Genomic DNA, 23,609 nt, shown 5'->3' with positions numbered 1-23,609 from the left:
GAGCGACGGTGAACCGGGTGCCAAGACCATCTGGCGAGGGCTCGATCAGGTACTCGCTGCCGCTGACACGCTACGCGCGCTCCGCGACGGGCTCGGCTAAGGACTTATGTATAACGCTATGGCTTCGGACTGTTTATCGGGCCGAATAATCGCCCGCTACATAGGGGCATATCATAAGTTTCGATAAATAGAATTTACCTGATAATTCAAAAATCGTTGTTCCTCGGTAACGTTTGCGCGTATTTCTTTTCTAAATTCAGACGCGTGTTTGTTATCGAATCATCGCGTCATCGCCTAATGTTTTTGTGAACCGTTGAAGCCGCAGCGGTTTTACCTTCTTATCGATTGGGCAATTTCCTTCAATACATGCCCTCGCCGCCTCGTTACCGTTGAGCGTCGCAATCCATTCGCACACTCACGTTCGAGGCATCCGATGACCGCATTACTCTCGATGGCCGCGTTCGCGCTCGCCAGTTCCATTTCTCCCGGCCCGGTCAACGTCGTCGCGCTGAGCGCCGGCGCGCAGCACGGGCTCGCCGCGAGTCTGCGGCACGTCACTGGCGCGACGGTCGGTTTCACGTTGCTGCTTCTGTTGATCGGCCTCGGCCTGCACGAATTGCTCGCGCGCTTTCCCAATCTGATCGAGATCGTCAAATGGGCGGGCGTGGGCTTTCTGCTCTATATGGCCTACAAGCTCACCATCGATGACGGCCAGCTCGGCGCGGACAAGCCGGCGCGCGGGCCGTCGTTCGCGCAAGGCGCGGCCATGCAATGGCTCAATCCGAAGGCGTGGCTCGCGTCGCTGGCCGGCATGGGCGCGTATGCGGCAGGCGGCGACGGCGGGCTCGTCTGGCAATTCACGACGCTGTACTTCGTGATCTGCTATCTATCGATCGCGAGCTGGGCGTATGCCGGCACGTTTTTGCGCAGGCATCTGCGTGAAGCGAAGCGGGTCCGGGCGTTCAATCGCGTGATGGCGGCGCTGCTCGCGCTCAGTGCGATGTATCTGCTCGTGGAGTGACGCGAGCCGCGCCTGCTTCCTGAGGCGGCTTCATGCCGCGTCACGCTCCGCTGCGATATTGGCCCGGCGTCGCCGTCACCAGCCGCTTGAAGGTGCGCTGCAAATGCGCCTGATCGGCGAAGCCGGCATCGAGCGCGACATCGGCGATCAGTGCCCCGCGCCGCAGTTGCGCGCGACTGTACTGGATGCGTCGGTTGATCAGATACGCGTGGGGCGTCATGCCGTAGCGCAGCTTAAACGCGCGTATCAGGTGCGACGCGGACAGCCCGGCGGCTTCGCACACATCGTCGAGTTTCAGCGCACGCCGTCGAACAGCGCGGCGTCGAGCGTCATGATCTGCGAAAACGCGCGGAACGCATGATTCTCGTTGAAGCCCAGCTCGTGCTGCAGTTTCGTGAACCATGCAACGTCGACGTGCAGCATCCGATACGACCACCGCTCGCCGGCAACCGGGTTGCACGCGTGCACATCGTCGGGGTTCATCATCACGACGGCGCCCGCGCCGACCCATTCCCGCGCGTGGCGGTTCAGGTACACGCTGCGGCCTCCCGTCACCGCGCCGATCGAAAACGTTTCGTGCGAATGTTTGGCGTAGCAGACCTTGCGGCCATCGTCGATGGAACGCGCCTCGATGAACGGCAGCGCCGCGCTGCGCCAGAAGCGCGGCGCGTCTGCGCCTTTTGCGCGTGCGGTGTTCGCAGCGCTTGCCGCTTCGATCGTCTCGCTCATGCGCGCTCTCCGGTTGATCCGCCGACTTCGCCGTTGTCTCCGACTTCGCGAAGCCTACGTATCGTAGCCGTCAAACGCATGGCCAACAAGCGAACGCGCGGCGCCGCTCGCAAACGGCGCCGCCGCCCGAACGCGACGCGATTACTTCGCGCTGACGTCGATATTGCCGAGATATTTCGCGGCGAGCGTCTTCACCGTGCCGTCGGCTTGCACCTTCGCGATCGCGGCGTTCAACTGATCGCGCAGCGCGGTATCACCCTTGCGAATGCCGTATGCGATGCCGCTGCCGAGAATCTTGTCGTCACGCACAGGCTGACCGACGAACGCGTAGCCCTTACCTTCGGGCTTCGACAGAAAGCCCGTTTGTCCGGCCGGTGCGAGCACGAGCGTGCCGTCGAGACGGCCAGCCGTCAGATCGGCATAGACCTGGTTCTGATCCTGATACGGCAGCACGATCACGCCGGCCGGTTCCCAATGCACCTTAGCGAAGGTCTCCTGAATCGAGCCTTGCAGTACGCCGATGCGCTTGCCCTTCAGCGACTCGGGCGTCGGCTGCAAACCGCTGTCGCTGCGCGCGATCAGCTGCGACGGCACGCGATAGACGACGGTCGTGAAATCGATCGCCTGGCGGCGCTGCTCGGTCGCGTTCATCGCTGAATTGATCGCGTCGAACTTGCGGCCTTGCAGCGCCGGAATCAGGCCGTCGAACGAGGTTTCGACCCACTTGCACGTCATGTGCGCGGCCGCGCAGACCGCGTTGCCCACGTCGATATCGAGCCCTTGCAGTTCGCCGTTCGGTCCTTTCGACTCGAACGGCGGGTACTGCGCTTCGACGCCGAAACGCAGCGTCGCGGTATCGGCGGCGCTTGCCGCCGACGATGTTGCGAGCGACGCGCCGGCACAGGCCAGCGCCAACAAGCACTTGAGCAACTTCATGACATCTCCCTTCATTCTTCGAATACTTTGACGACTTCGATACTTTGAGTGTGCTCTCGCCCGCTCAGATTTCACACAAACGCCGCGCGCCTTCGAGCAGCGTTGCGTCGTCCTTCGAGAAACTCAGGCGAATCAGCCCCGAATCCGTGCCGTCGGTGTAGAACGCCGACAACGGAATCGTCGCGACGCGCGCATCGCGGATCAGGCGCAGCACGAAATCGCTGTCGCTTTCATCGGAGAAGCCGCGGAACCGGGCGAGCATAAAGAAACTGCCTTCGCTCGGCAACAGCTCGAAGCGCGATTCGCGCAGCGCATGCGCGAGCAGATCGCGTTTCTTCTGATAGAAGTCGGACAGGCCGAGGTAGCTGTCGCGATTGGCGAGCGCGTCGACGAACGCGTGTTGCATCGGCGTATCGGCGGAGAACACCATGAACTGATGGACCTTGCGGATCTCGTCCATCAGCGCGGCGGGCGCGAGGCAGTAGCCGACGCGCCAGCCGGTCACGTGGTACGACTTGCCGAACGACGACACGATCACGCTGCGCTCGGCGAGTTCCTGATGGCGCGCCATGCTCTGATGCTTCGCGCCGTCGAACACGACGTGTTCGTAGACCTCGTCGGACAGAATCACGATGTCGGTGTTGCGCGTGAGCGCCTTCAGCCGCTCGATATCGGCGTCGCTAAAAATCGTCGCGGTCGGATTGTGCGGTGTGTTGACGATGATCATGCGCGTCTTCGGCGTGATCGCGGCGGCGACTTCATCCCAGTTCACGCGAAAGTGATCGAGCGACAGCTTGATCGCGACCGGCTTCGCGCCCTGCAGACGCACGATCGGGCCGTAGCTGTCGAACGACGGCTCGAAGTAGATCACTTCGTCGCCCGGATGCACGAGCGCGCTGATCGTCGAATAAAGACCTTCGCTCGCGCTCGCGAGCACGGTCACCTCGCTGGCGGGGTCGTAGCGCACGCCGTACAGCGTTTCGACCTTGTCGGCGAGCGCTTCGCGCAGCGTGCCGATGCCGGCCATCGGCGCGTACTGGTTGTGGCCGGCGCGCATCGCCTGCGCGACGCCGTCGACGAGCTTCGGGTCCGGCGCGAAATTCGGCGCGCCCTGCGACAGGTTCAACGCATCGTGTTGCGCGGCCAGTTGGCCGATCACGGTAAAAATGGTGGTGCCGACGTCCGGCAGTTTCGAGCGGGCTTGCATGGCGCTCTGCATAAGACTTTCTCCCTATCTACACCCGCCGGCGGCCGCGCGAATGGCGGCGGCGGGGCGTTCCTTCCGGTGGGGTGATTAGGCATCAGCCAAAGAACGCTCACAATCGAAACTTTGTCATGCGCGGCATGCGTTTTCTTCATGGCTCGCGCGAAGCCGCTCGACGCAGGCCTAAGCCGGCGGGTTCATGGTTTGCGGGGACGCGGTGTGGATTTCGGGGAATGCGGGTAACTGCGTAGGCATGAAGGAATGTGATGCTGAGCGACCCGGTCGCGAAAACGGCCGCTGACGCGGCCGTTTTTCGAGTTATTTGACTTTCAATGAAAGCCGGAGCTTCGGGTGAATCAGGCTTCGTCCATCAAACGAACCTTGACCTTGCGCCCCTTCAGCTTGCCCGCGCTGAGCCGGCGCACCGCCTCGCGCGCGATGCTGCGCTCCACCGCGACATAGGTCGACATGTCGGTCACGTTGATCTTGCCGATCTGCGAGCCCGCGAAGCCGGCGTCGCCGGTCAGCGCGCCGAGCACGTCGCCGGGACGGATCTTGTCCTTGCGGCCGCCGAGGATCTGCAGCGTTTCCATCGGCGGCAGCAGCGGTTCGTTGTTGCCCGCCTTCAGCTCGGCCAGCTTGTGCCATTCGACGTCGCGCTTGTGCGCCTGCTCGATCCCACCGACGCGCCCCATCTCGTTCATTGTCGCGAGACTCAGCGCCCAGCCTTCCTGATCGGCGCGGCCCGTGCGGCCGATGCGATGCGTGTGCACTTCCGGGTCCGGCGTCACGTCGACGTTGATCACCGCTTCGAGTTGCGCGATGTCGAGGCCGCGCGCGGCGACGTCGGTTGCGACGAGCACCGAGCAGCTGCGGTTCGCGAACTGGATCAGCACCTGATCGCGCTCGCGCTGATCGAGTTCGCCGTGCAGCGCAAGCGCATGGAAGCCCTGCGCGCGCAGCACGTCGAGCAGATCGCGGCACTGCTGCTTCGTGTTGCAGAACGCGATCGTGCTGACCGGACGATAGTGATTCAACAGCAGACCGACCGCGTGCAGACGCTCGTCTTCGGTCACTTCGTAGAAGCGCTGACGGATCTTGCTGTCGTGGTGCCGCTCGGCAAGTTTGACTTCCTTCGGGTTTCGCAGGAATTGCTGGCTCAGCTTCGCGATGCCCTCGGGGTACGTCGCCGAAAACAGCAGCGTTTGGCGCTCTTTCGGGCATTGCCTGGCGACCTTCGCGATGTCGTCGAAGAAACCCATGTCGAGCATGCGGTCGGCTTCGTCGAGCACGAGCGTGTTCAGCGATTGCAGATCGAGGCTGCCGCGTTCGAGGTGATCCATGATGCGGCCGGGCGTGCCGACCACGACGTGCGCGCCATGTTCGAGGCTCGCCGTCTGCGGACGCATCGGTGTGCCGCCGCACAAGGTCAGCACCTTGATGTTTTCTTCCGCGCGCGCGAGACGGCGGATTTCCTGCGTGACCTGATCGGCGAGTTCGCGCGTCGGGCACAGCACCATTGCCTGCGTGCCGAATTTGCGTACATCGAGGCGCGCGAGCAGCGCCAGCGAAAACGCCGCGGTCTTGCCGCTACCGGTTTTCGCCTGCGCGATCAGATCTTGACCGGCGAGCGCGATCGGCAGGCTCGCGGCCTGGATCGGCGTCATCTCGACGTAGCCGAGCTGCGTCAGGTTCGCGAGCGTGGCGGGCGGTAGCGGCAGCTCGCTGAATGCGGCGCCGGCGGGGGTTGGACTGTTCATAGGATCGTCTGTAGGAATCGAGATTACTCGGCCATCGGGCCCTGATCGGGGCGGCCCGGCAACTGCTCGTACAGCACCGCGCCGTTGTCGCCGTCGAAACGCTCGACGTAATTGCGCGCGCCGCACAGCGGGCAGCGGAACAGCAGCCCCTGGCCTTCGTTCTTGATGACGACGTCGGATTGCTCCCACTGCGCGCCGCAGGACTGATTTCTACAGGTGAACACGTTGATTCTCCAACTGGATTCGATGATCGATCGGCAAGGTCGCATATGCGGCCTTGCCGTGTATGGGGTTGCCGCGCCGGCGCTGCGTCGTGACGCGATAGCGCTCGACGGCAAGCATGGCGTCAGCCGAGATGCGTATGCCGCGGACGCGGCACGGCCACATCCATGTCGGTCAGGCCATGCACGATGCCGCAGTCTTCGACCGGATGCTCGCCGTGGCATTGGTCGCGCAGCGTCGTCAGTTGCGCCTTCAGCTGCTGCAGTTCTTCGATACGCGTGTCGACGTGCGCGATGTGCTCGTCGACCAGCGTATGCATGCCGCCGCAGCCGTTCGCCGGCGCGTCGGTCAGACGCAGCAATGCGCGGATTTCGTCGTGAGTCATGTCGAGCGCGCGGCAATTGCGGATGAAGCGCAGGCGCTCGACATGCTTTGCCGTGTAACTGCGGTAATTGGCTTCGGTGCGCTCCGCCTCGGGCAGCAGGCGCTCTTTCTCGTAGAAACGGATGGTTTCCGTCGTGCAATGGGCGATTTTCGCCAGTTCGCCGATTTTCATGGACCCTTCCTCCACGCGGCCTTGACCTTGTAGTGGCTTCAGGGTGTTTACTAGACCACAAATCGCACGAGGAAGCCACCAATGCCTGACAGCAGCCGTATTGCCACCGATCGTCCGGAACTGGACGAGGCCTGTATGCACGGGGGTTGCGGCGACGTTGATGCGCGGCGCGACCATGATCACGGCCGCGCCGATGATCACGCTGCTGTCGCTTGCTGCGCCGCTAGCGCTTTTGCGCCTGCGTCGCTGCGCCTGCCTCCGTCCGAAGCCCTCGACGACGACCTTCGCACCGCAATCCGCATCCTGCAGATGGACTGCCCGACCGAGGAAGCGCTGATCCGCAAGAAACTCGGCCGTATGCCGGTCGTGCGTAGCATGGACTTCAACCTGATGCAGCGCGTGCTGACTGTCGTCCACGCGCCGGAGGCGCTCGAGTCGGTCCTAGCCGCCCTGCGCTCGCTCGACTTCACGCCCGAACTGGCAAGCGACGCCGGAAAGGGTGGGAACGCCAACGCGGTGCCCCAAGCAGCCACTGACGCAATGCGCAAGCCGTGGTGGCCCCTGATCCTCGCCGGCATCGTCGCGGGAGCCTCAGAAGCCGCTAGCTGGCTCGGCGCGCCGGCCTGGGTGGTGGCGGGTATGGCGGTCGTCGCGATTGCCTCCTGTGGCCTCACGACATATCGCAAGGGCTGGGTCGCGCTGCGCAACGGCAACTTGAACATCAATGCGCTGATGAGCATCGCCGTGACCGGCGCGGCGCTGCTCGGCCAGTGGCCCGAAGCCGCAATGGTGATGGTGCTCTTCACGATCGCCGAGCTGATCGAGGTGCGCTCGCTCGACCGCGCGCGCAACGCGATCGAAGGGCTCATGCGGCTCACGCCCGAACAGGCCAGCGTGCAGCAGCCCGATGGAGCGTGGCAGCCCGTCCGCGTCGACGCGATCGTGCCCGGGACGCTCGTGCGCGTGAAGCCGGGCGAGCGGATCGCGCTCGATGGCGAAATCGTCGCGGGCCGCTCGTGCGTCGATCAGGCGCCGATCACCGGCGAGAGCCTGCCCGTCGACAAGGCGATCGGCGACGCCGTATTCGCCGGCACGATCAACCAGGCGGGCTCGTTCGATTATCAAGTGACGGCGGCCGCCGGCAACACGACGCTCGCGCGGATCATCCACGCGGTCGAGGAGGCGCAGGGCACGAAGGCGCCGACGCAGCGCTTCGTCGATGAATTCGCGCGCGTTTATACGCCGATCGTGTTCGCGATTGCGCTCGCCGTCGCTCTGGTCCCACCACTCGTGTTCGGTGGAGCGTGGCACGCGTGGGTGTACAAGGCGCTGGTGCTGCTCGTGATCGCGTGTCCGTGCGCGCTCGTGATTTCGACGCCGGTGACGATCGTCAGCGGGCTCGCGGCCGCGGCGCGCAAGGGGATTCTGATCAAGGGTGGCGTTTATCTCGAACAGGGTCGCAAGCTGACCCGGTTGGCGCTCGATAAGACCGGAACGATTACGCACGGGAAGCCAGTGCAGACGGAGTTTGAGGTGGTTGGTGACGCGGGTGAAACGTTCCGATACCGCACGCTTGCGGCAAGCCTCGGGGGCCGCTCCGACCACCCTGTTTCGATGGCGATCGCTGCTGCCGCCAATGACGACGGCGTCGAACATCTGCACGTCGATGCGTTCCAGGCGATCGCTGGACGCGGCGTGCGCGGCGATATCGACGGTATCGCGTACTGGCTCGGCAATCATCGCCTGGTCGAAGAGTTGGGCCGCTGCTCGCCGCAACTCGAAGCGCGTCTCGATGCGCTCGAACAGCACGGCAAAACCGTCGTGATGCTCGCCGATGCGCAGCGCGTGCTCGCGCTGTTCGCGGTCGCTGACACGGTGAAGGAAACGAGCCGCGCCGCCGTCGCCGAATTACGGCGGCTCGGCGTCGGCACCACGATGCTGACCGGCGACAACCGTCATACCGCCGAGGCAATCGCGCAGCAGGTCGGCGTCGATGAAGCGCGCGGCGATCAGTTGCCCGAGGACAAGCTCGACGCGCTCACGCAATGGTCGAGCGATGGCGCGACGGTCGGCATGGTCGGCGACGGCATCAACGATGCGCCCGCGCTCGCGCGCGCTGACATCGGCTTCGCGATGGGTGCGATGGGTACCGACACCGCGATCGAAACCGCCGACGTCGCGTTGATGGACGACGATCTGCGGAAGATTCCGACGTTTATCCGGTTGTCAAAGGCAACCTACGGGGTGCTGGTGCAGAACATCGCGCTCGCGCTTGGCATCAAGAGCGTGTTCCTCGTGCTGACGTTGATGGGCTTCGGCACGATGTGGATGGCGGTGTGCGCAGATGTCGGTGCGAGTTTGCTGGTAGTGGGCAATGGGTTGAGGTTGTTGCGCAAGTGAGTGGGCGTGCGAGATTTACGCTCGTTGCTTCCTACGCTGAACCGTCGTTCACGGCAGGATGCCTCGGAGCGCTGGCTAGCAGCTCATCGCTGTCGTCTTTCAAGCCCACCCCTGTCAGTCTCAGCTTCCTCGCCTGCGTGAGCAGATAGTGCAGCTTGTGCGCGGCCTGCGGATAGTCGAGGCCTTGCGGGCGCACGTTGGAAATGCAGTTGCGCTGGGCGTCGCTGCACCCCGTTTTCGGCGCGTACGTGACGTAGATGCCGAGGCTATCCGGCGAACTCAAACCCGGTCGCTCGCCGATCAGCATCACGACGATTTTCGCGTCGAGCAATTCGCCGATCTCGTCGCCGAGTGCGACGCGCGCCTGACGCGCGACCACTACGGGACCGATGGTCCAACCCGCGAGCTTTGGATGTATAGCTTGCAGCAACGGTACAGCCTGCTTCGATGCGGCGAACGCCGATAGACCATCGCCGATCACAAACAGCACATCGCTTGATTGCGATGGCAGTCGGGCAAGCGTCGCGCGACTCTCCTCCGACAGACGCCGCCCAAGATCAGGGCGCCTCAAATAATGCTCGCGATCCGGCGCGGCGCTATGCACGTCGAGCGTGTTGATACCTTGCGCGCGCAGCTGTGCGTGCAGCGGGTCCACGTCGAGCGGATGGTGCACGGCGTCGCGCGCCTGCGCATGCGCGAGATTGAACGCGAGCAATGGTGCGGTCGGCAGGCTGTTGCCCGCTCGGCCCAACGCGATGCGTGCCTGCGTAAACCGACGCAGTGCGCTCCACGGGTCCTTGTCGAGTGCGTCGTTCTCGCTCATGCAATCCCCATCCAGTCGCGCGCACCTTCGAGCAGCGGTTGCCGCGCCGATGCGCCGATCAACGCGCCGCGTGCGTCGATGATCTGCATCGACTCCAGCCATTCCTCGAATTCCGGCGCGCGGCGCAAACCGAGCACGTCGCGCACGTACAGCGCGTCGTGAAAGGACGTGCTCTGATAGTTGAGCATCACGTCGTCCGCGCCAGGTACGCCCATGATGAAATTGATGCCCGCTACGCCGAGCAGCGTCAGCAGATTGTCCATGTCGTCCTGGTCCGCTTCGGCGTGGTTCGTGTAGCAGATGTCGCAACCCATCGGCACGCCGAGCAGCTTGCCGCAGAAGTGATCCTCGAGACCCGCGCGCGTGATCTGCTTGCCATCGTACAAATACTCGGGGCCGATGAAACCGACTACCGTATTCACCAGAAACGGCTTGAACTTGCGCGCGACCGCATAGGCGCGCGCCTCGCAGGTCTGCTGGTCAACGCCGAAATGCGCATCCGCCGACAACGCGCTGCCCTGCCCCGTTTCGAAGTACATCAGATTGCTGCCGACGGTGCCGCGTTGGAGCGACAGCCCCGCCTCGTATGCTTCCTGCAGCAGCGCGAGCGAAATGCCAAAGCTCGCGTTCGCTTTTTCGGTACCGGCGATCGACTGGAATACGAGATCGACCGGCGCGCCTTTTTCCATCGCGGCGATCGTGCTCGTCACGTGCGTGAGTACGCACGACTGCGTCGGTACCTGATAGCGCTGGCGGAAGTCGTCGATCATCTGCAGCAGCTTCGTGATCGCGGCGAGGTTGTCGCTCGCGGGGTTGATGCCGATCAGCGCGTCGCCGCAGCCGTACATCAGGCCGTCGAGCATCGAGGCGGCGATGCCTTTGACGTCGTCGGTTGGGTGGTTCGGTTGCAGGCGTACGGACATGCGGCCCGGTAAACCGACCGTGTTGCGAAAGCGTGTGATGACCGGGCGTTTACGGGCGGCGGTGATCAGGTCCTGGTTGCGCATCAGCTTTGAGACGGCGGCGACCATTTCTGGTGTTAGGCCCTCGGTGATGCGGGTGAGTGCGTCGGTGTCGGTTGTGGTGCTGAGTAGCCAATTGCGGAAGTCGCCTACCGTCAGATGCGAGATTTCGGCGAAGGCTGCTGGCGAGTGATCGTCGATGATCAGGCGGGTGACTTCGTCGGTTTCGTAGGGGATCAGCGGTTCGTTCAGGAACGTGCGTAGCGGCACCTCGGCGAGCGCCATTTTGGCGGCGACCCGCTCTTCTTCGCTCGCTGCCGCGATGCTTGCGAGCTGGTCGCCCGAGCGTTGCGGGCTCGCTTTCGCGAGCAGGGTCTTCAGGTCGGCGAAGCGGTACGTGCGACTGCCGATCGACTCGGTGTAGCTCATGTTTGCGGCTCCATCGCCTCGCGAACGCGGGTAGGAATGGGAACGGCGGTTACATGCTGCAGGTTGCTTGCTGCTGGTGCTGGTGCTGGTGCTGGTGCTGCTCACTACACGATAGCGCCAAACGGCGGCAGCGTCACGTTGCGGAGATTGGGGCTGTTTGCCGATGCTGTGTTTGGCGCTCCTGCTCGCGTCCACGGGCGCGGTCAACAGGCGCTCAATCCCCTTTGTGCGCACCGCTTGAAATCCGCAGGATTTGGTAAACGGCCGACACTCGCTGACGTGATACTTTGTTCGCATCCTCTCGCGCCAATTTTCTGCGGTCCAGTCATGAACGAATCAGACCATCGGGATCGATACGAGACGCGACTCGCACGCGTGCTCGACCATATCTACGATCACCTCGACGAACCGCTCGATATAGGACGGCTTGCGGAGATTGCGTGTCTGTCGCCGTATCACTGGCACCGGATTTATCAGGCGATGTATGGCGAGACGGTCGCGACGACCGTGCGGCGTTTACGGTTGCATCGCGCAGCGGGTTTTCTTGCGAGTAGTTCGATGCCGATTGCTCAGATTGCCGAGCGTTCGGGGTATAGCAGTTTGCAGTCTTTTTCGCGGACGTTTCGCGCGGTGTTTGGTGTGCCGCCGGCGCAGTATCGCAGGCAAGGCACGCATAGCCGGTTTCGTCCGGCGCTTTCAGGAGACGATCAGATGACGATGATTCGTGAGGTCGTGATTCGTTATGTGGAGCCGATGGAGATTTTGTCGGTCGATCATGTCGGACCTTATATGCAGATCGGAAAGGCTTTTGATGCTTTGTTGGGGTGGCTTGCGAAACATAATCTGCTGGAGGCGCAGATGCGGATGATCGGGGTTTACTTCGATGATCCGGGAGTGGTCGAGGAGAAGGCGTTGCGGTCGAAGGCGGCTGTGTTGTTGCCGGGGCCTGTGATGGCTGAAGTGGCTTCGGCTGTCGGGATGGGTGGGGCGGTTTCTGCCACGCGTATACGCGGTGGGGAATATGCGGTGTTGCGGCATGTGGGGCCGTATAGCGATATGCGAGCGGCTTATGAGTGGTTGTATGGGACCTGGCTCGTGCAGTCTGGGAGGGAGGCAGCGGATGCGCCGGTGTTTGAGGAGTATTTGAACAGTCCCAAGGAGACTGCGCCTGCGGAGTTGGTTACGGAGATTTGTTTGCCGTTGGGGTGAGGTGTGGGTGGCTGGGTTGGTGCTCGCTGGTTCTGCGTCCTGCGATGTTGCTGTCGTTATGTGCGTATACGTTGCGCGTGTTTCGGCGTGCTTCTCCGGTTTTTATAGTCTTTGTATATGTATCCGTAGTAATAGTTAACAAGTGGGGCGTTCGGCTGTGGATAACGTGGAAGTTCGTTTACGGATCAACGCGCTGCAGAATCGATAACCCTTGGGAGCGCGGGCGGACAGGTTAACGGAGCCAGGGAAAAGTTTTAGCCGACCGGTTAACGCGGCGCATTTATCAAGGTTTCGCCCACAATGTGTTCGGCTGTTTCTACAAAAGTTTTCCAAAGGGGGATGTGGATAAGTGGCCTCGGGTGGAAGGCCATTTTTTGAAGATCTCGCAGAAAGCAAATCTCCGCGCGTTTTACGTAACAGCCCAAAGCAATGCTGTTCCCGCCAGTCTCGACGGAATCACGGGGCACGTGTCGGTGTCGGCTTAAGCGTAGTGGTAACCAGGTTGGCTATTGCCTTCTTCGTTTGCTCCGTCGCGCTCTCGTCGTACCCGATTGTCACGCCCCGTTCGACACAGGGGTCCGCATATGAGAACGGCAGGTTGCTTCTGACGTTAAGCAAATGTCCCGCACTGTGTTCTTCCCATGCACAATTGCGCACTGTTTGCGCTTTCGGCAGGGAGGTTGGATGTGCGAAGGCGCGCGCATCGAAAATATGATTAACCCCGGCAAACTCGGTCAGCTCTACGTCCGCCCCCTTGGCTTTCAGCCGTTCCACATAGGCCTTGCAAGGCGCGACCGGGTCATAGTTGTCTGCGCTTCCATGGAATATGCGAATGGGAGCCTTTGATACGTTGTCGTCATCGAGGTAGTGGGCACTGCAGTCTGGGTAAAGCGGAACATAGGCTGCAAATCCTGGACTCGACGCATCGGCATGCGCTTTCTGGAAGCGCACCATGCTCGCGTAGAGCGTGTCTTGCCCTCCACGGGAAAAGCCCATTAGCATCACGCGGCTCGCGTCGACATGAGGGTTTTTGGAAATAAGGCTGAGCGCGCGATACGCGTCTTCTGTCTGGGCGAGTCTGCCAAGCTGACTCTGGTCATTGATTGTGTTTTCTATGCCTCGGCTCGTGAAACTGTCGACAACGAAAGTGGCAACGCCCAAGGACAGGAACCACTGCTCCCAGTCCGCTATCTGGCCGCCGATACCCCCAGAGGGGTGCAGCAGTATGACGGCGGGCAGCCTGTCGGTCCCGGGTCGAGGCAGCCGCAATTCACCGGCTATCGTCACGCGCTTGCCGTCTTCGCTTCCGGCCAGAAATTGCTCGTCTGTGAGCGTCATCGACTCGAATGGAATGACTTCCATTCGCGCCACCTGCGCGTAGGGGACGCGCGGAATGCAAAGGAGCACAAGGACTAGCAAAAGGAACGGCAAGCCTCTCACACTTGCGAACATGGCCGTCTCCCATGAGTACGGACAGAGTTATTTATGCAGCGTTATAGGCGGTCCGGGCAGGAATGCAATGCAAATGACAGAATTGTCGTGATACGACAGACAGTGACGGCAGACGGCAGACGGCAGACGGCAGGCACTTTATCGATTCGCCGGGTCGCGCATGTCCAGAAAGTCGAGGATTCGAGTCGCTTTAGCCGTCCGGAACCGCCGAGCGCGGTCGACGCGCGAGCGTAGCGCCCATTTCACTTCGCCGCCCCCAGGTTGATTCCTGAACGGGAGAGGAGCAAAAACTCGAAGAAAGCCACCAACAGCTGTTTGGCCTGAATGTCGACTCCGCGAGCAGGAAGAAAAGCTCAAGCAGTATCAGCACGTCGACGTATTGTTCATCAGCCTGACTATTAATAAAAAGACCCATAAGTTTCTCAACTTACGGGCCCGTTTTCTCAGGTTATGCGTCTACCTACATACACCCTCAAACGTCGATATTCCCCGCCCTCAACGCATTCGACTCAATAAAAGCCCTGCGCGGCTCCACATCATCCCCCATGAGCGTAGTAAAGATGCCATCAGCAGCAATAGCATCCTCGATCTGCACCCGAAGAAGACGCCGCACCGCAGGATCCATAGTCGTCTCCCAAAGCTGCTCCGGATTCATCTCCCCGAGGCCTTTATAGCGCTGCTTGGACATATTCCTCTCAGCATCAGCCAGCAGCCACTTCATCGCACTCTTAAAGTCGGTGACAGCCATACTCCGCTCCCCACGCTTGATCACAGCGCCAGAGCCAATCAACCCCTTGAACGTATTAGCGGTCGTCACAAGCTGCTGATAATCCGCAGTCAACTGAAACTCTTCATCGATCACAGAAATCTTCTGATTCCCATGATGCGTCCGCGCGACGCGCAGCGAGCGCAGCTCCCGCACCGGGTCATACATCGTCGTAACGCGCACTTCCGGCTTCAGCGCATCATCCCGCAGCTTCGCCTCAAGCGCGCGAGCCGAAGCTTCGGCCGCCTGCTCGCTGGAGAGGTCGATAACGACGCCATCCATCACCGCCTCGAGCGCACCAGCGTCATACAGCCGGCTCAACCGATCAACCACTGCCTGCGCCAACAGATAAGCCCGAGCCAACTCACCCAACGCATCCCCGGTAATCGGAGTCGCACCTTCAGAAGCCACCAACTCCGACCCCTGCAACGCGAGCCGAAGAATATGAGCGTTGACTTCCGACTCATCCTTCAGATACCGCTCATCCTTCCCCGCCTTGATCTTGTAAAGCGGCGGCTGCGCGATATAGATATACCCGCGCTCGATCATCTCCGGCATCTGCCGATAGAAGAACGTCAACAACAGCGTCCGGATGTGCGCGCCATCGACGTCAGCATCGGTCATGATGATGATGCGGTGATAGCGCAGCTTGTCGAGGTTGTAATCTTCCTTGCCGATCCCGCAGCCAAGCGCGGTAATCAGCGTAACGATCTGCTCGGAAGAAAGCAGCTTGTCGTAGCGCGCCTTCTCGACGTTCAGCACCTTGCCGCGCAGCGGCAAGATAGCCTGAAACTTCCGATCACGCCCCTGCTTCGCCGACCCACCCGCCGAGTCACCCTCGACGATATAAATCTCCGACTTCGCCGGATCCTTCTCCTGGCAATCGGCGAGCTTGCCGGGCAAACCGACGCCATCGAGCACGCCCTTACGGCGCGTCATCTCACGCGCCTTGCGCGCCGCGTCGCGCGCACGCGCCGCATCGACGATCTTTCCGCAGATGATCTTCGCGTCGCCCGGCGTCTCGAGCAGGAATTCCTCGAGCGCCTTTGCGACCACTTCTTCCACCGGCGCGCGCACTTCCGACGACACCAGCTTGTCCTTCGTCTGCGAGCTGAACTTCGGCTCCGGCACCTTCACCGACAGTACGCACGACAGCCCTTCACGCATGTCATCGCCCGACGTTTCGACCTTCGCCTTCTTCGCGACTTCGTGATCGGCGATGTACTTGTTCAGCACGCGCGTCATCGCCGCACGCAGACCGGTAAGGTGCGTGCCGCCATCGCGCTGCGGAATGTTGTTCGTGAAGCACAGCACGTTTTCGTTGTAGCTGTCGTTCCACTGCATCGCCACTTCGACGCCCACACCATCCTTCTCGCCGATGATGTGGAAGATGTTCGGGTGCAGCACGGACTTGTTCTTGTTGATGTACTCGACAAAACCCTTCACGCCGCCGACGAACGCGAAATCCTCTTCCTTACCCGAGCGCTGATCCACCAATCGAATCCGCACGCCGTTATTGAGGAACGAAAGCTCACGAATCCGCTTCGCGAGAATGTCGTAGTGGTATTCAACATTGCCGAAAATCTTTTCATCGGCCATGAAATGCACTTCGGTGCCGCGGTTTTCGGTGTCGCCGATCACCTGTATCGGCGACGTGGTCACGCCGTCGATCTCTTCGAGCACGCGGTTCTGCGGCACACCACGGTGGAATTCCATGAAGTGCTTCTTGCCGTCGCGGCGCACGGTGAGGCGCAACCACGCCGACAGCGCGTTCACGCACGACACGCCCACGCCGTGCAGGCCGCCCGACACCTTGTAGCTGTTCTGGTCGAACTTGCCGCCGGCGTGCAGCTCGGTCATCACGATTTCGGCGGCGCTGCGCTTCGGATCGTGCTTGTCGTCCATCTTCAGGCCGGTCGGCACGCCGCGGCCGTTGTCGGTGATCGAGATCGAGTTGTCCGCGTGGATGATCACCTGGATGTCGTTGCAATGCCCGGCGAGCGCTTCGTCGATCGAGTTGTCGAGCACTTCGAACACGAGGTGGTGCAAACCGGTGCCATCCGATGTATCCCCGATGTACATCCCAGGCCGCTTGCGCACGGCTTCCAGACCTTCGAGGATCTGGATGGACGAGGCGCCGTAGCTGTTATCGGGCTGCGTATTGTTCGTTTCAGTCATGGATTTTTTCCGGTTCTGCGTTACTGCAAGGTTGCTGCTCTGGACTTTTCAAAACGCCATAAAAACGCCAAAGGGGCGCTGCGCCCCTTGGTGTTCTTCTTGATGTTGGACGCGTCAGATGCGCATCGGCATCACCACGTACTTGAATTCGTCGTTCTCGGGAATCGTGATCAACGCGCTGGAGCTGGCATCACCCAGGCTCACCTGCAGCATGTCGACCTTCAAATTCGCGAGCACGTCGAGCAGATACGTGACGTTGAACCCGATATCGACGCTGTCGCCGTCGTATGCGATTTCCAGTTCTTCCTGCGCCTCTTCCTGATCGGCGTTGGTCGACATGATCTTCAACTGGCCCGGCTCGACGATGCAGCGCACGCCCTTGAACTTATCCGACGTCAGAATCGCCGCGCGTTGCAGCGAACGCTGCAGTTCTTCGCGGCCAATCTGGAATTTGTTCTTGTGCGACTTCGGAATCACGCGCTGGAAGTCGGGGAACTTGCCTTCCACGAGCTTCGACACGAGTTCAACCTGACCGAACGTGAACTTGACCTGCGTCTGCGCGATGTCGATCTTCAGCGTGTCGTCGATGTCTTCGAGCAGGCGCTGCAGTTCGAGAATCGTCTTGCGCGGAATGATCACTTCGTGGCGCGCGAAGGAGCCCTCGATCTTCATCGACGAGAACGCGAGACGGTGACCGTCGGTCGCGACCGCCATCAGCTGATCGCCGTCCACCACCAGCAGCATGCCGTTCAGGTAGTAGCGGATGTCCTGCTGGGCCATCGAGAAATGGACCATGCCGAGCAGCTGGCGGAACGTCTTTTGAGGAACCACCAGGCTCGCGCCGTAGTCTTTGGCCTGAGCGACGGTCGGGAATTCGTCCGCGGCGAGCGTCTGCAGCGCAAAGCGGCTCTTGCCGGATTGCACGGTCAGACGCTTGTCGTTCAGCGTCAGCGTGACCTGGCCGTCAGGCATCGCGCGCAGAATGTCGAGGAGCTTGCGCGCTGCCACCGTGGTCGCGACCGAATCGCCGCCCACGCCGAAATCGGCGCGCGTGGTGATCTGCAACTCCAGGTCGGTCGACAGGAACGATACGTCAGGACCGTTCTTGGTGATCAGCAAATTGGCGAGGATCGGCAACGTATGGCGGCGTTCGACGATGCCGCTCACGGTTTGCAGCGGCCTGAGGAGGTTGTCGCGTTCGGTCTTGACCAGTTGCATAGGGTTCCTTCGTTGGTATAACGGCCTGCACGCCTTACGGGACAAGCGTTTCAGCGCGCAGCCACGGCTCCCCGCCGGCGCCCTGAAAAGCGCCCGACACGGCGTGAAATCCGCCCGTCGCCGCCGGGCGGTTAAACCTGTATTGTGCCTGAAAACGGGACCGCCTCACTAAAATGGGGGCGAGTTCGGGAATAAACAGGTCGATTTTGTAGGGCGTGGTCCGGGCTGCCGCCGACTTGTCGCGCCGCTGCGCGGCGCTACCGGTTCGCAGGCTCGTTGTTCCGCCACTTCTGGCCGGTTGCGCCGCAAATTCGTCACGGGTTTGCCGCGCTTTTTACGTCGCTTCTGCCCGCTTACCGTCGCGTTCCTTGTCATTTCCCGTTCGGACCCGACAGCGCCGCCGGGTTGTGAGTCCCCTGCCCGTTTCTCGATTTACAGCGTTTTCGCGGCCTCATTCAAACCACTGCGTGGCCGCTTCCAGCGTTTCCTGCCGCCGACGTCCGTTTCACGGTCGCGTGCGGCCAGCCCGTTTAGCCCTTCAGCGTCTGCTCCAGCACGTGCAGTTCGTGATTCAGCTGTGCGTCCTTGCTGCGCTCGTCGGCGATCTTGCGCACCGCGTGCAGCACCGTCGTGTGGTCGCGCCCGCCGAAAAGCTCGCCGATTTCCGGCAGACTCTTCTGCGTCAATTCCTTCGCCAGGTACATCGCGATCTGCCGCGGCCGCGCGATGTTCGCCGGACGCTTCTTCGAATACATGTCCGCGACCTTGATGCTGTAGAAGTCGGCGACCGTTTTCTGGATGTTTTCCACCGAAATCTGCCGGTTCTGCACCGTCAGCAGGTCTTTCAGCGCTTCCTTGGTCAGTTCGATCGTGATTTCGCGGCCGTGGAACTTCGAATACGCGAGGATCTTGCGCAGCGCGCCCTCGAGCTCGCGCACGTTCGAGCGGAGATGCTTCGCGACGAAGAACGCGACGTCCTCATTCAGGCTCACGAACTCCGATTGCGCCTTGCGCATCAGAATCGCGACGCGCATTTCGAGTTCGGGCGGCTCGATCGCCACCGTCAGGCCGGAGTCGAAGCGCGAGATCAGGCGATCGTCGATACCCGAGATTTCCTTCGGATACGTATCGCTCGTGATGATCACTTGCGCCTTGTTGGCGACCAGCGCCTCAAAAGCGTAGAAGAATTCCTCCTGCGTGCGCGACTTGCCCGAGAAGAACTGAATATCGTCGATCAGCAGCAGGTCGAGCGAGTGGTAGTAGCGCTTGAAGTCGTCGAACGCCTTGCGCTGGTACGCCTTCACGACATCGGACACGTACTGTTCCGCATGGATGTAGCGAATCCGCGCGCCGGGTTTGTCCATCAGCAACTGATTTCCGATAGCATGGATCAGGTGTGTCTTGCCGAGGCCCACGCCACCGTACAGGAACAGCGGGTTATACGAAATGCCGGGGTTGTCGGCGACCTGGATCGCCGCGGCGCGCGCGAGCTGATTCGCCTTACCGGTCACGAAGTTGTCGAAGGTCAGCACGGGGTTCAGCTTCGAGCGCTCGTACATCGAGTCGCTCTCGCTGGATGCCGTCGCGCCCACGCCTTGGCCTGGGCGCCACGTGCGACGTCCGGCGGCGGCTTCGTTCGCGTCCAGGCTCGGCAGATCGAGGTCTGCGACGTCTTCGGCGGCGCTGCGCGAATTAGCGTTTTGCGCTGCGAGCGCCGCAGCCGCGGCTGCGGGATTCGCGCGCGCGGCATGCGCGGCGTGCACCGCGCCGACAGCAGCATCGACGGCCGCGACGCCGCCGGCATTACCGCCCTGCGGCGCGGCCGAAGCCGGGCGTGCCGACGACGGAGCCGGCGCCGCGGCCGTTGGGCTACGCATGCCGGCCTTCGGATCCAATACGAATTGCACATCCACCGGCGCATGCCAGAAATCGCGGGCCATATCCGCGATGCGGCCGGAGAACTGGCTCTTGACCCAGTCGAGCTTGAAGCGGTTCGGCGCGGCAATGCTCAACGTGTTCGCATCGGCGTCGAAGGCGACCGGGGCCAAGGGTTTGATCCACGTCACGTACTGCTGGGGCGTAAGCTCACGCTCCAGCAATGCGGAACAGTGTTGCCAGAATTCGTTCATCAAGTTGCTATCGTTATGGTGTGCACGGCGGTCGCCGCTGCCCCTGTCGCGCACGCGCAACAAGGCCCTGAGCAGCCAGGCGTAACAGCCCCAGGCGCCTGTGCCACAAGGGTCTGCGGGACAAGCGTGCCGGAGCGGCGTGCAACATTTTTGGGAAGTAAGGCGAGATTCTAACGCCAAAACGAACCCGAAAGTGAGTTATCCACAGGGACCGATCGCTTGGTCCGGCAACCCCCGGCTGCGCCAGACGACGGCTAAACTATTGACGGCCAACGGAAAACCAGTTTAAATAGCGGGTTCCGCGAAAACCAATTTCAGTAAACCACCGGCCATTGCGCTTTCAGCGATGATCGCGCGGTTTTTTTCGATCAAGTGAGAGCAACATGAAACGTACTTACCAACCTTCCGTTACCCGTCGCAAGCGCACCCATGGCTTCCGCGTTCGCATGAAGACCGCTGGCGGCCGCAAGGTCATCAACGCACGTCGCGCGAAGGGCCGCAAGCGCCTCGCGATCTAAGGCAAGCGGATTGCGCGCTGTGACCGAAACCCGCGGCGAAGCGGGAGCGGCCGGGGCGCAGCAACCGGGCTCGGTTCCGTTGCGAGCGCAAGCCGCCTTCCCCAAAGCCGCAAGGCTGCTAAAAACGGATGAATTTTCATCCGTTTTTCGTTTGCGGCCGTGGCGCCGTACCGCACACTTTGTCGTGTACGGCCGGCCCACCGGCAACGAGGCGCGTCTTGGCCTCGTGATCGGTAAGAAGTATGCGCCGCGCGCGGCCACGCGGAATCTGGTGCGCCGGATCGCGCGCGAAGCCTTCCGGCTGCGTCGCGCGGAATTCGGCGGTTGGGATGTGCTGCTGCGTCTACACACGCGTTTCGACAAAAAAGCTTTGCCGAGCGCGTCGTCGTCGCCGTTGAAGGCGCTGTGCCGCAGCGAAATCGAGGCGCTGCTCGACAAGGCAGCGCGCGAAATTACCCGTCGTCAGGCGCCGCCCGCGGAGGCGCCCAAGACGGAATGACGCAGTGACCGCCCGCACCACGGTCGCCGCAATGGGCGTTGCGCCGGCAGCTTCGGAGCGCGGGCGTCGTCCTGTACTTCACGTTGCCCGGCGCCGTACGGCCGCACCTGCCATGCAAACGGTACTCTTCGCTTTATTGCGTTTTTACAAGCTTGCCGTGAGCCCCATGCTCGGCAACCGGTGCCGTTTTTACCCTTCCTGCTCTGATTACGCGCGCGAGGCAATCCAGTATCATGGCGCCGCGCGCGGGACTTATCTCGCCGTGAGGCGTGTTTGCCGCTGCCACCCGTTTTCCGCGGGCGGCATCGATCTCGTCCCGCCACCCACTTCTTCTGAAAAGCGCTGACGCGCCGTTCCATCGACACTGAGACAACGCATGGATATCAAACGCACCGTCCTATGGGTCATCTTTTTCATGTCAGCTGTCATGCTGTTCGACAACTGGCAACGCGACCACGGACGCCCGTCGATGTTCTTCCCGAGCACGACGCCGACCCAGACCGCCGGCAGCGCCGCGCCGGGCACCACGACACCGGGCACCCAGCAAGCCGATCTGGCGACAACCAACGCGGCCGCGCCGGGCAACGCGCCAGCGGCCGAACAATCGCAGCTCGTGAAGTTCGGCACCGACGTCTATAGCGGCGAAATCGACACCCGCGGTGCCACCTTGTCGCGCCTGTCGCTCGTCAAGCAGGGCGACGGCAAGCAGCCGGATCTCGTGATCACGCTGTTCGACAAAACGAACAATCACACGTATCTGGCGCGCACTGGCCTGCTCGGCGGTGACTTCCCGAATCACAACGACATCTTTACGCTGATGCCGAATCAGCCGACCCATCTGGCCGACGGCGAGAACTCGTTCCAGATGAGCTTCGAGTCGCCGGAAAAGGGCGGCCTCCGGGTCATCAAGACGTATACGTTCACGCGCGGCAGCTACGTGATCGGCGTCGAGACGAAGGTCCAGAACGTCGGCACCACGCCGGTGACGCCGCAGCTCTATATGGAACTCGTGCGCGACGACCAGCCGGTCGAAACGCCGCGCTTCTCGCACACGTTCATCGGACCGGCTGTCTACACGAACGAGCATCACTTCCAGAAGATGACGTTCAGCGATCTCGACAAGAACAAGCAAAACTTCGCAACGTCGGCCAACGACGGCTGGGTCGCGATGGTCCAGCACTACTTCGCGTCGGCCTGGATTCCGCAGGAAGGCGTGAAGCGCGAGTTCTACGCCGAGAAGATCGATCCGTCGCTGTATCGCGTCGGCATGAAGGAGGCGATGCCGACCATCCAGCCGGGCCAGACCGTCAGCGTGTCCGCGCGTCTGTTCGCCGGTCCGGAAGAAGAAAAGATGCTCGCAGGTATCGCGCCGGGTCTCGATCTGGTGAAGGACTACGGCTGGGTCACGATCATCGCGAAGCCGCTGTTCTGGCTGCTGTCGAAGATCCACGGCTATGTCGGCAACTGGGGCTGGTCGATCGTGCTGCTCACGGTGCTGATCAAGGCGGTGTTCTTCCCGCTGTCGGCCGCGAGCTACAAGTCGATGGCGCGCATGAAGGCGATCACGCCGCGCATGCAGGCGCTGCGCGAGCGTTTCAAGGGCGATCCGCAGAAGATGAACGCGGCGCTGATGGAGCTGTACAAGACCGAGAAGGTCAATCCGTTCGGCGGCTGTCTGCCGGTCGTGATCCAGATCCCGGTGTTCATCTCGCTGTACTGGGTGTTGCTGTCGTCGGTGGAAATGCGCGGCGCGCCGTGGATTCTATGGATCCATGATCTGTCACAGCAGGACCCGTACTTCATCCTGCCGATCCTGATGGCCGTGTCGATGTTCCTTCAGACCCGCTTGAACCCGACGCCGCCGGACCCAGTCCAGGCGAAGATGATGATGTTCATGCCGATCGCGTTCTCGGTGATGTTCTTCTTCTTCCCCGCAGGTCTCGTGTTGTACTACGTCGTGAACAACGTGCTGTCGATCGCGCAGCAGTACTACATCACGCGGATGATGGGCAGCTCGAAGGCGAAGCCGGCCTGATGTTCCGTCCGGTGGCGGCCCGCAGGGCCGCCGTGACGCAAGCTCAAAACGAAAAGCCGCCCGGTGCGAACCGGGCGGCTTTTTTTATGGTGCGACTGAAGGAAATGCGGCGGGCGGCTGCGCTTGAGTTTCGTCGTTCACTCTTCGTCGGAATCTTCGCCGTAAAAACGCACGATCATTTCCTCGACCAGATTCCGGTCCTTCGGGGTCAACGATGCGATCTTCGAAGCGAGTTCGATCGTTTCGGGTGTCGGCGGATATTTTTCGCCACGTGCCATCGGTCGTGCGCTGGCGCCGGGCGGTGGTCCGTAATGGAGCCAGTGCTCCTTGACGTTCAACCATTCGGCGAGCGTGCGCAACTTGTCCGGCTTCGGGATCGTCGTGCCCGTCAGCCATTTGTGTGCGGTCTGGGGCGTCACGGGCCGCTCGCCGTAATAGCGAAGATTGAATTGCTCGGCGAGTTTGGTCCCACCGCGGATTTTCAGCGGCTCGAGCAGATCCTTCAGCCTCTTGGCGAAGGCGGCTTTTTCTTTGTCGGTCGGCATGGGCGAGATTGTGCAATT

At 61.7% G+C, this 23,609-nt stretch carries 20 protein-coding genes and 1 pseudogene; 7 read left to right on the top strand and 14 right to left on the bottom strand.

The window, feature by feature from the left end; all coding sequences use genetic code 11:
* The first annotated feature begins 433 nt into the window (after window positions 1-433).
* The gene (locus tag HWY30_RS32925; protein WP_090802265.1) at window positions 434-1,021 is read left to right on the top strand and encodes a LysE family translocator; all 588 of its coding nucleotides are present in this window, start codon (window positions 434-436) and stop codon (window positions 1,019-1,021) included.
* 40 nt (window positions 1,022-1,061) lie between these two features.
* Here the strand turns inward: HWY30_RS32925 and HWY30_RS32920 are convergent.
* From HWY30_RS32920 to cadR, 7 genes and pseudogenes are all read right to left on the bottom strand, one after another.
* A pseudogene (locus HWY30_RS32920) lies at window positions 1,062-1,750 on the bottom strand (AraC family transcriptional regulator).
* 141 nt (window positions 1,751-1,891) lie between these two features.
* Window positions 1,892-2,686 (bottom strand): ABC transporter substrate-binding protein, encoded by a 795-nt coding sequence (locus HWY30_RS32915; protein ID WP_090802267.1) that lies wholly within the window; start codon window positions 2,684-2,686, stop codon window positions 1,892-1,894.
* 64 nt (window positions 2,687-2,750) lie between these two features.
* Window positions 2,751-3,905: a pyridoxal phosphate-dependent aminotransferase gene (locus tag HWY30_RS32910; protein WP_090802268.1), complete on the bottom strand. Its 1,155-nt coding sequence runs from the start codon at window positions 3,903-3,905 to the stop codon at window positions 2,751-2,753.
* 341 nt (window positions 3,906-4,246) lie between these two features.
* Complete coding sequence (gene dbpA, locus HWY30_RS32905) at window positions 4,247-5,650, bottom strand: ATP-dependent RNA helicase DbpA (protein WP_090802270.1); 1,404 nt, start codon at window positions 5,648-5,650, stop codon at window positions 4,247-4,249.
* A gap of 23 nt (window positions 5,651-5,673) precedes the next feature.
* Window positions 5,674-5,874, bottom strand: a complete 201-nt coding sequence (locus HWY30_RS32900; protein ID WP_090802271.1) for a hypothetical protein — start codon at window positions 5,872-5,874, stop codon at window positions 5,674-5,676.
* Window positions 5,861-5,992 carry a hypothetical protein gene (locus tag HWY30_RS42555; protein ID WP_279613315.1) on the bottom strand — a complete coding sequence of 44 codons (132 nt, stop codon included), beginning with the start codon at window positions 5,990-5,992 and terminating at the stop codon, window positions 5,861-5,863. The genes HWY30_RS32900 and HWY30_RS42555 overlap by 14 nt, the downstream gene beginning before the upstream one ends.
* Window positions 5,993-5,996: 4 nt before the next feature.
* Window positions 5,997-6,428, bottom strand: a complete 432-nt coding sequence (cadR, locus tag HWY30_RS32895; protein ID WP_090802273.1) for a Cd(II)/Pb(II)-responsive transcriptional regulator — start codon at window positions 6,426-6,428, stop codon at window positions 5,997-5,999.
* A gap of 81 nt (window positions 6,429-6,509) precedes the next feature.
* Between cadR and HWY30_RS32890 the strand changes: the two genes are divergently transcribed.
* A complete protein-coding gene (locus tag HWY30_RS32890; RefSeq protein ID WP_090802274.1) occupies window positions 6,510-8,828 on the top strand; it encodes a heavy metal translocating P-type ATPase in 2,319 nt (772 codons plus the stop codon).
* Window positions 8,829-8,859: 31 nt separating this feature from the next.
* Here the strand turns inward: HWY30_RS32890 and eutC are convergent, their stop codons facing one another.
* Both eutC and HWY30_RS32880 read right to left on the bottom strand, forming a co-directional pair.
* Entirely contained in the window at window positions 8,860-9,651 is a 792-nt protein-coding gene (gene eutC, locus HWY30_RS32885) for an ethanolamine ammonia-lyase subunit EutC (RefSeq protein WP_090802276.1), read from the bottom strand.
* Window positions 9,648-11,042, bottom strand: a complete 1,395-nt coding sequence (locus HWY30_RS32880) for an ethanolamine ammonia-lyase subunit EutB (protein ID WP_090802277.1) — start codon at window positions 11,040-11,042, stop codon at window positions 9,648-9,650. Before HWY30_RS32880 ends, eutC begins: the two co-directional genes overlap by 4 nt.
* 327 nt (window positions 11,043-11,369) lie before the next feature.
* Between HWY30_RS32880 and HWY30_RS32875 the strand changes: the two genes are divergently transcribed.
* Window positions 11,370-12,251, top strand: coding sequence for an AraC family transcriptional regulator (locus tag HWY30_RS32875; protein ID WP_090802279.1), 882 nt, complete (start codon window positions 11,370-11,372; stop codon window positions 12,249-12,251).
* 456 nt (window positions 12,252-12,707) lie between these two features.
* Here the strand turns inward: HWY30_RS32875 and HWY30_RS32870 are convergent, their stop codons facing one another.
* From HWY30_RS32870 to dnaA, 4 genes are all read right to left on the bottom strand, one after another.
* Window positions 12,708-13,613: a dienelactone hydrolase family protein gene (locus HWY30_RS32870; RefSeq protein ID WP_244145098.1), complete on the bottom strand. Its 906-nt coding sequence runs from the start codon at window positions 13,611-13,613 to the stop codon at window positions 12,708-12,710.
* Between the two features lie 562 nt (window positions 13,614-14,175).
* The gene (gene gyrB, locus HWY30_RS32865) at window positions 14,176-16,647 is read right to left on the bottom strand and encodes a DNA topoisomerase (ATP-hydrolyzing) subunit B (protein ID WP_090802282.1); all 2,472 of its coding nucleotides are present in this window, start codon (window positions 16,645-16,647) and stop codon (window positions 14,176-14,178) included.
* A gap of 114 nt (window positions 16,648-16,761) precedes the next feature.
* Entirely contained in the window at window positions 16,762-17,865 is a 1,104-nt protein-coding gene (gene dnaN / locus HWY30_RS32860; protein ID WP_090802283.1) for a DNA polymerase III subunit beta, read from the bottom strand.
* 530 nt (window positions 17,866-18,395) lie between these two features.
* On the bottom strand, window positions 18,396-19,994 hold the full coding sequence (dnaA, locus tag HWY30_RS32855; RefSeq protein ID WP_221309137.1) for a chromosomal replication initiator protein DnaA: 1,599 nt from the start codon (window positions 19,992-19,994) through the stop codon (window positions 18,396-18,398).
* A 383-nt stretch (window positions 19,995-20,377) separates the two neighbouring features.
* Here dnaA and rpmH point away from each other — a divergent pair, with 383 nt between their 5' ends.
* The 4 genes from rpmH to yidC all read left to right on the top strand — a co-directional run bounded on the left by rpmH (window position 20,378) and on the right by yidC (window position 23,046).
* Window positions 20,378-20,512 carry a 50S ribosomal protein L34 gene (rpmH, locus tag HWY30_RS32850; protein ID WP_004198824.1) on the top strand — a complete coding sequence of 45 codons (135 nt, stop codon included), beginning with the start codon at window positions 20,378-20,380 and terminating at the stop codon, window positions 20,510-20,512.
* 19 nt (window positions 20,513-20,531) lie between these two features.
* Window positions 20,532-21,011 carry a ribonuclease P protein component gene (gene rnpA, locus HWY30_RS32845; protein ID WP_090802287.1) on the top strand — a complete coding sequence of 160 codons (480 nt, stop codon included), beginning with the start codon at window positions 20,532-20,534 and terminating at the stop codon, window positions 21,009-21,011.
* Between the two features lie 112 nt (window positions 21,012-21,123).
* Window positions 21,124-21,357, top strand: a complete 234-nt coding sequence (gene yidD / locus HWY30_RS32840) for a membrane protein insertion efficiency factor YidD (protein WP_090802288.1) — start codon at window positions 21,124-21,126, stop codon at window positions 21,355-21,357.
* 30 nt (window positions 21,358-21,387) lie between these two features.
* Entirely contained in the window at window positions 21,388-23,046 is a 1,659-nt protein-coding gene (yidC, locus tag HWY30_RS32835) for a membrane protein insertase YidC (RefSeq protein WP_090802290.1), read from the top strand.
* 137 nt (window positions 23,047-23,183) lie between these two features.
* Here yidC and HWY30_RS32830 read toward each other — a convergent pair whose 3' ends face one another.
* Complete coding sequence (locus tag HWY30_RS32830) at window positions 23,184-23,591, bottom strand: helix-turn-helix domain-containing protein (RefSeq protein ID WP_018418931.1); 408 nt, start codon at window positions 23,589-23,591, stop codon at window positions 23,184-23,186.
* Window positions 23,592-23,609: the final 18 nt, after the last annotated feature.

Origin of the sequence: Paraburkholderia tuberum STM678 (genome assembly GCF_902833905.1) — a bacterium.
GTDB classification, from domain to species: Bacteria; Pseudomonadota; Gammaproteobacteria; order Burkholderiales; family Burkholderiaceae; genus Paraburkholderia; species Paraburkholderia tuberum.
This window is presented reverse-complemented; position numbering and strand designations above follow the sequence as displayed.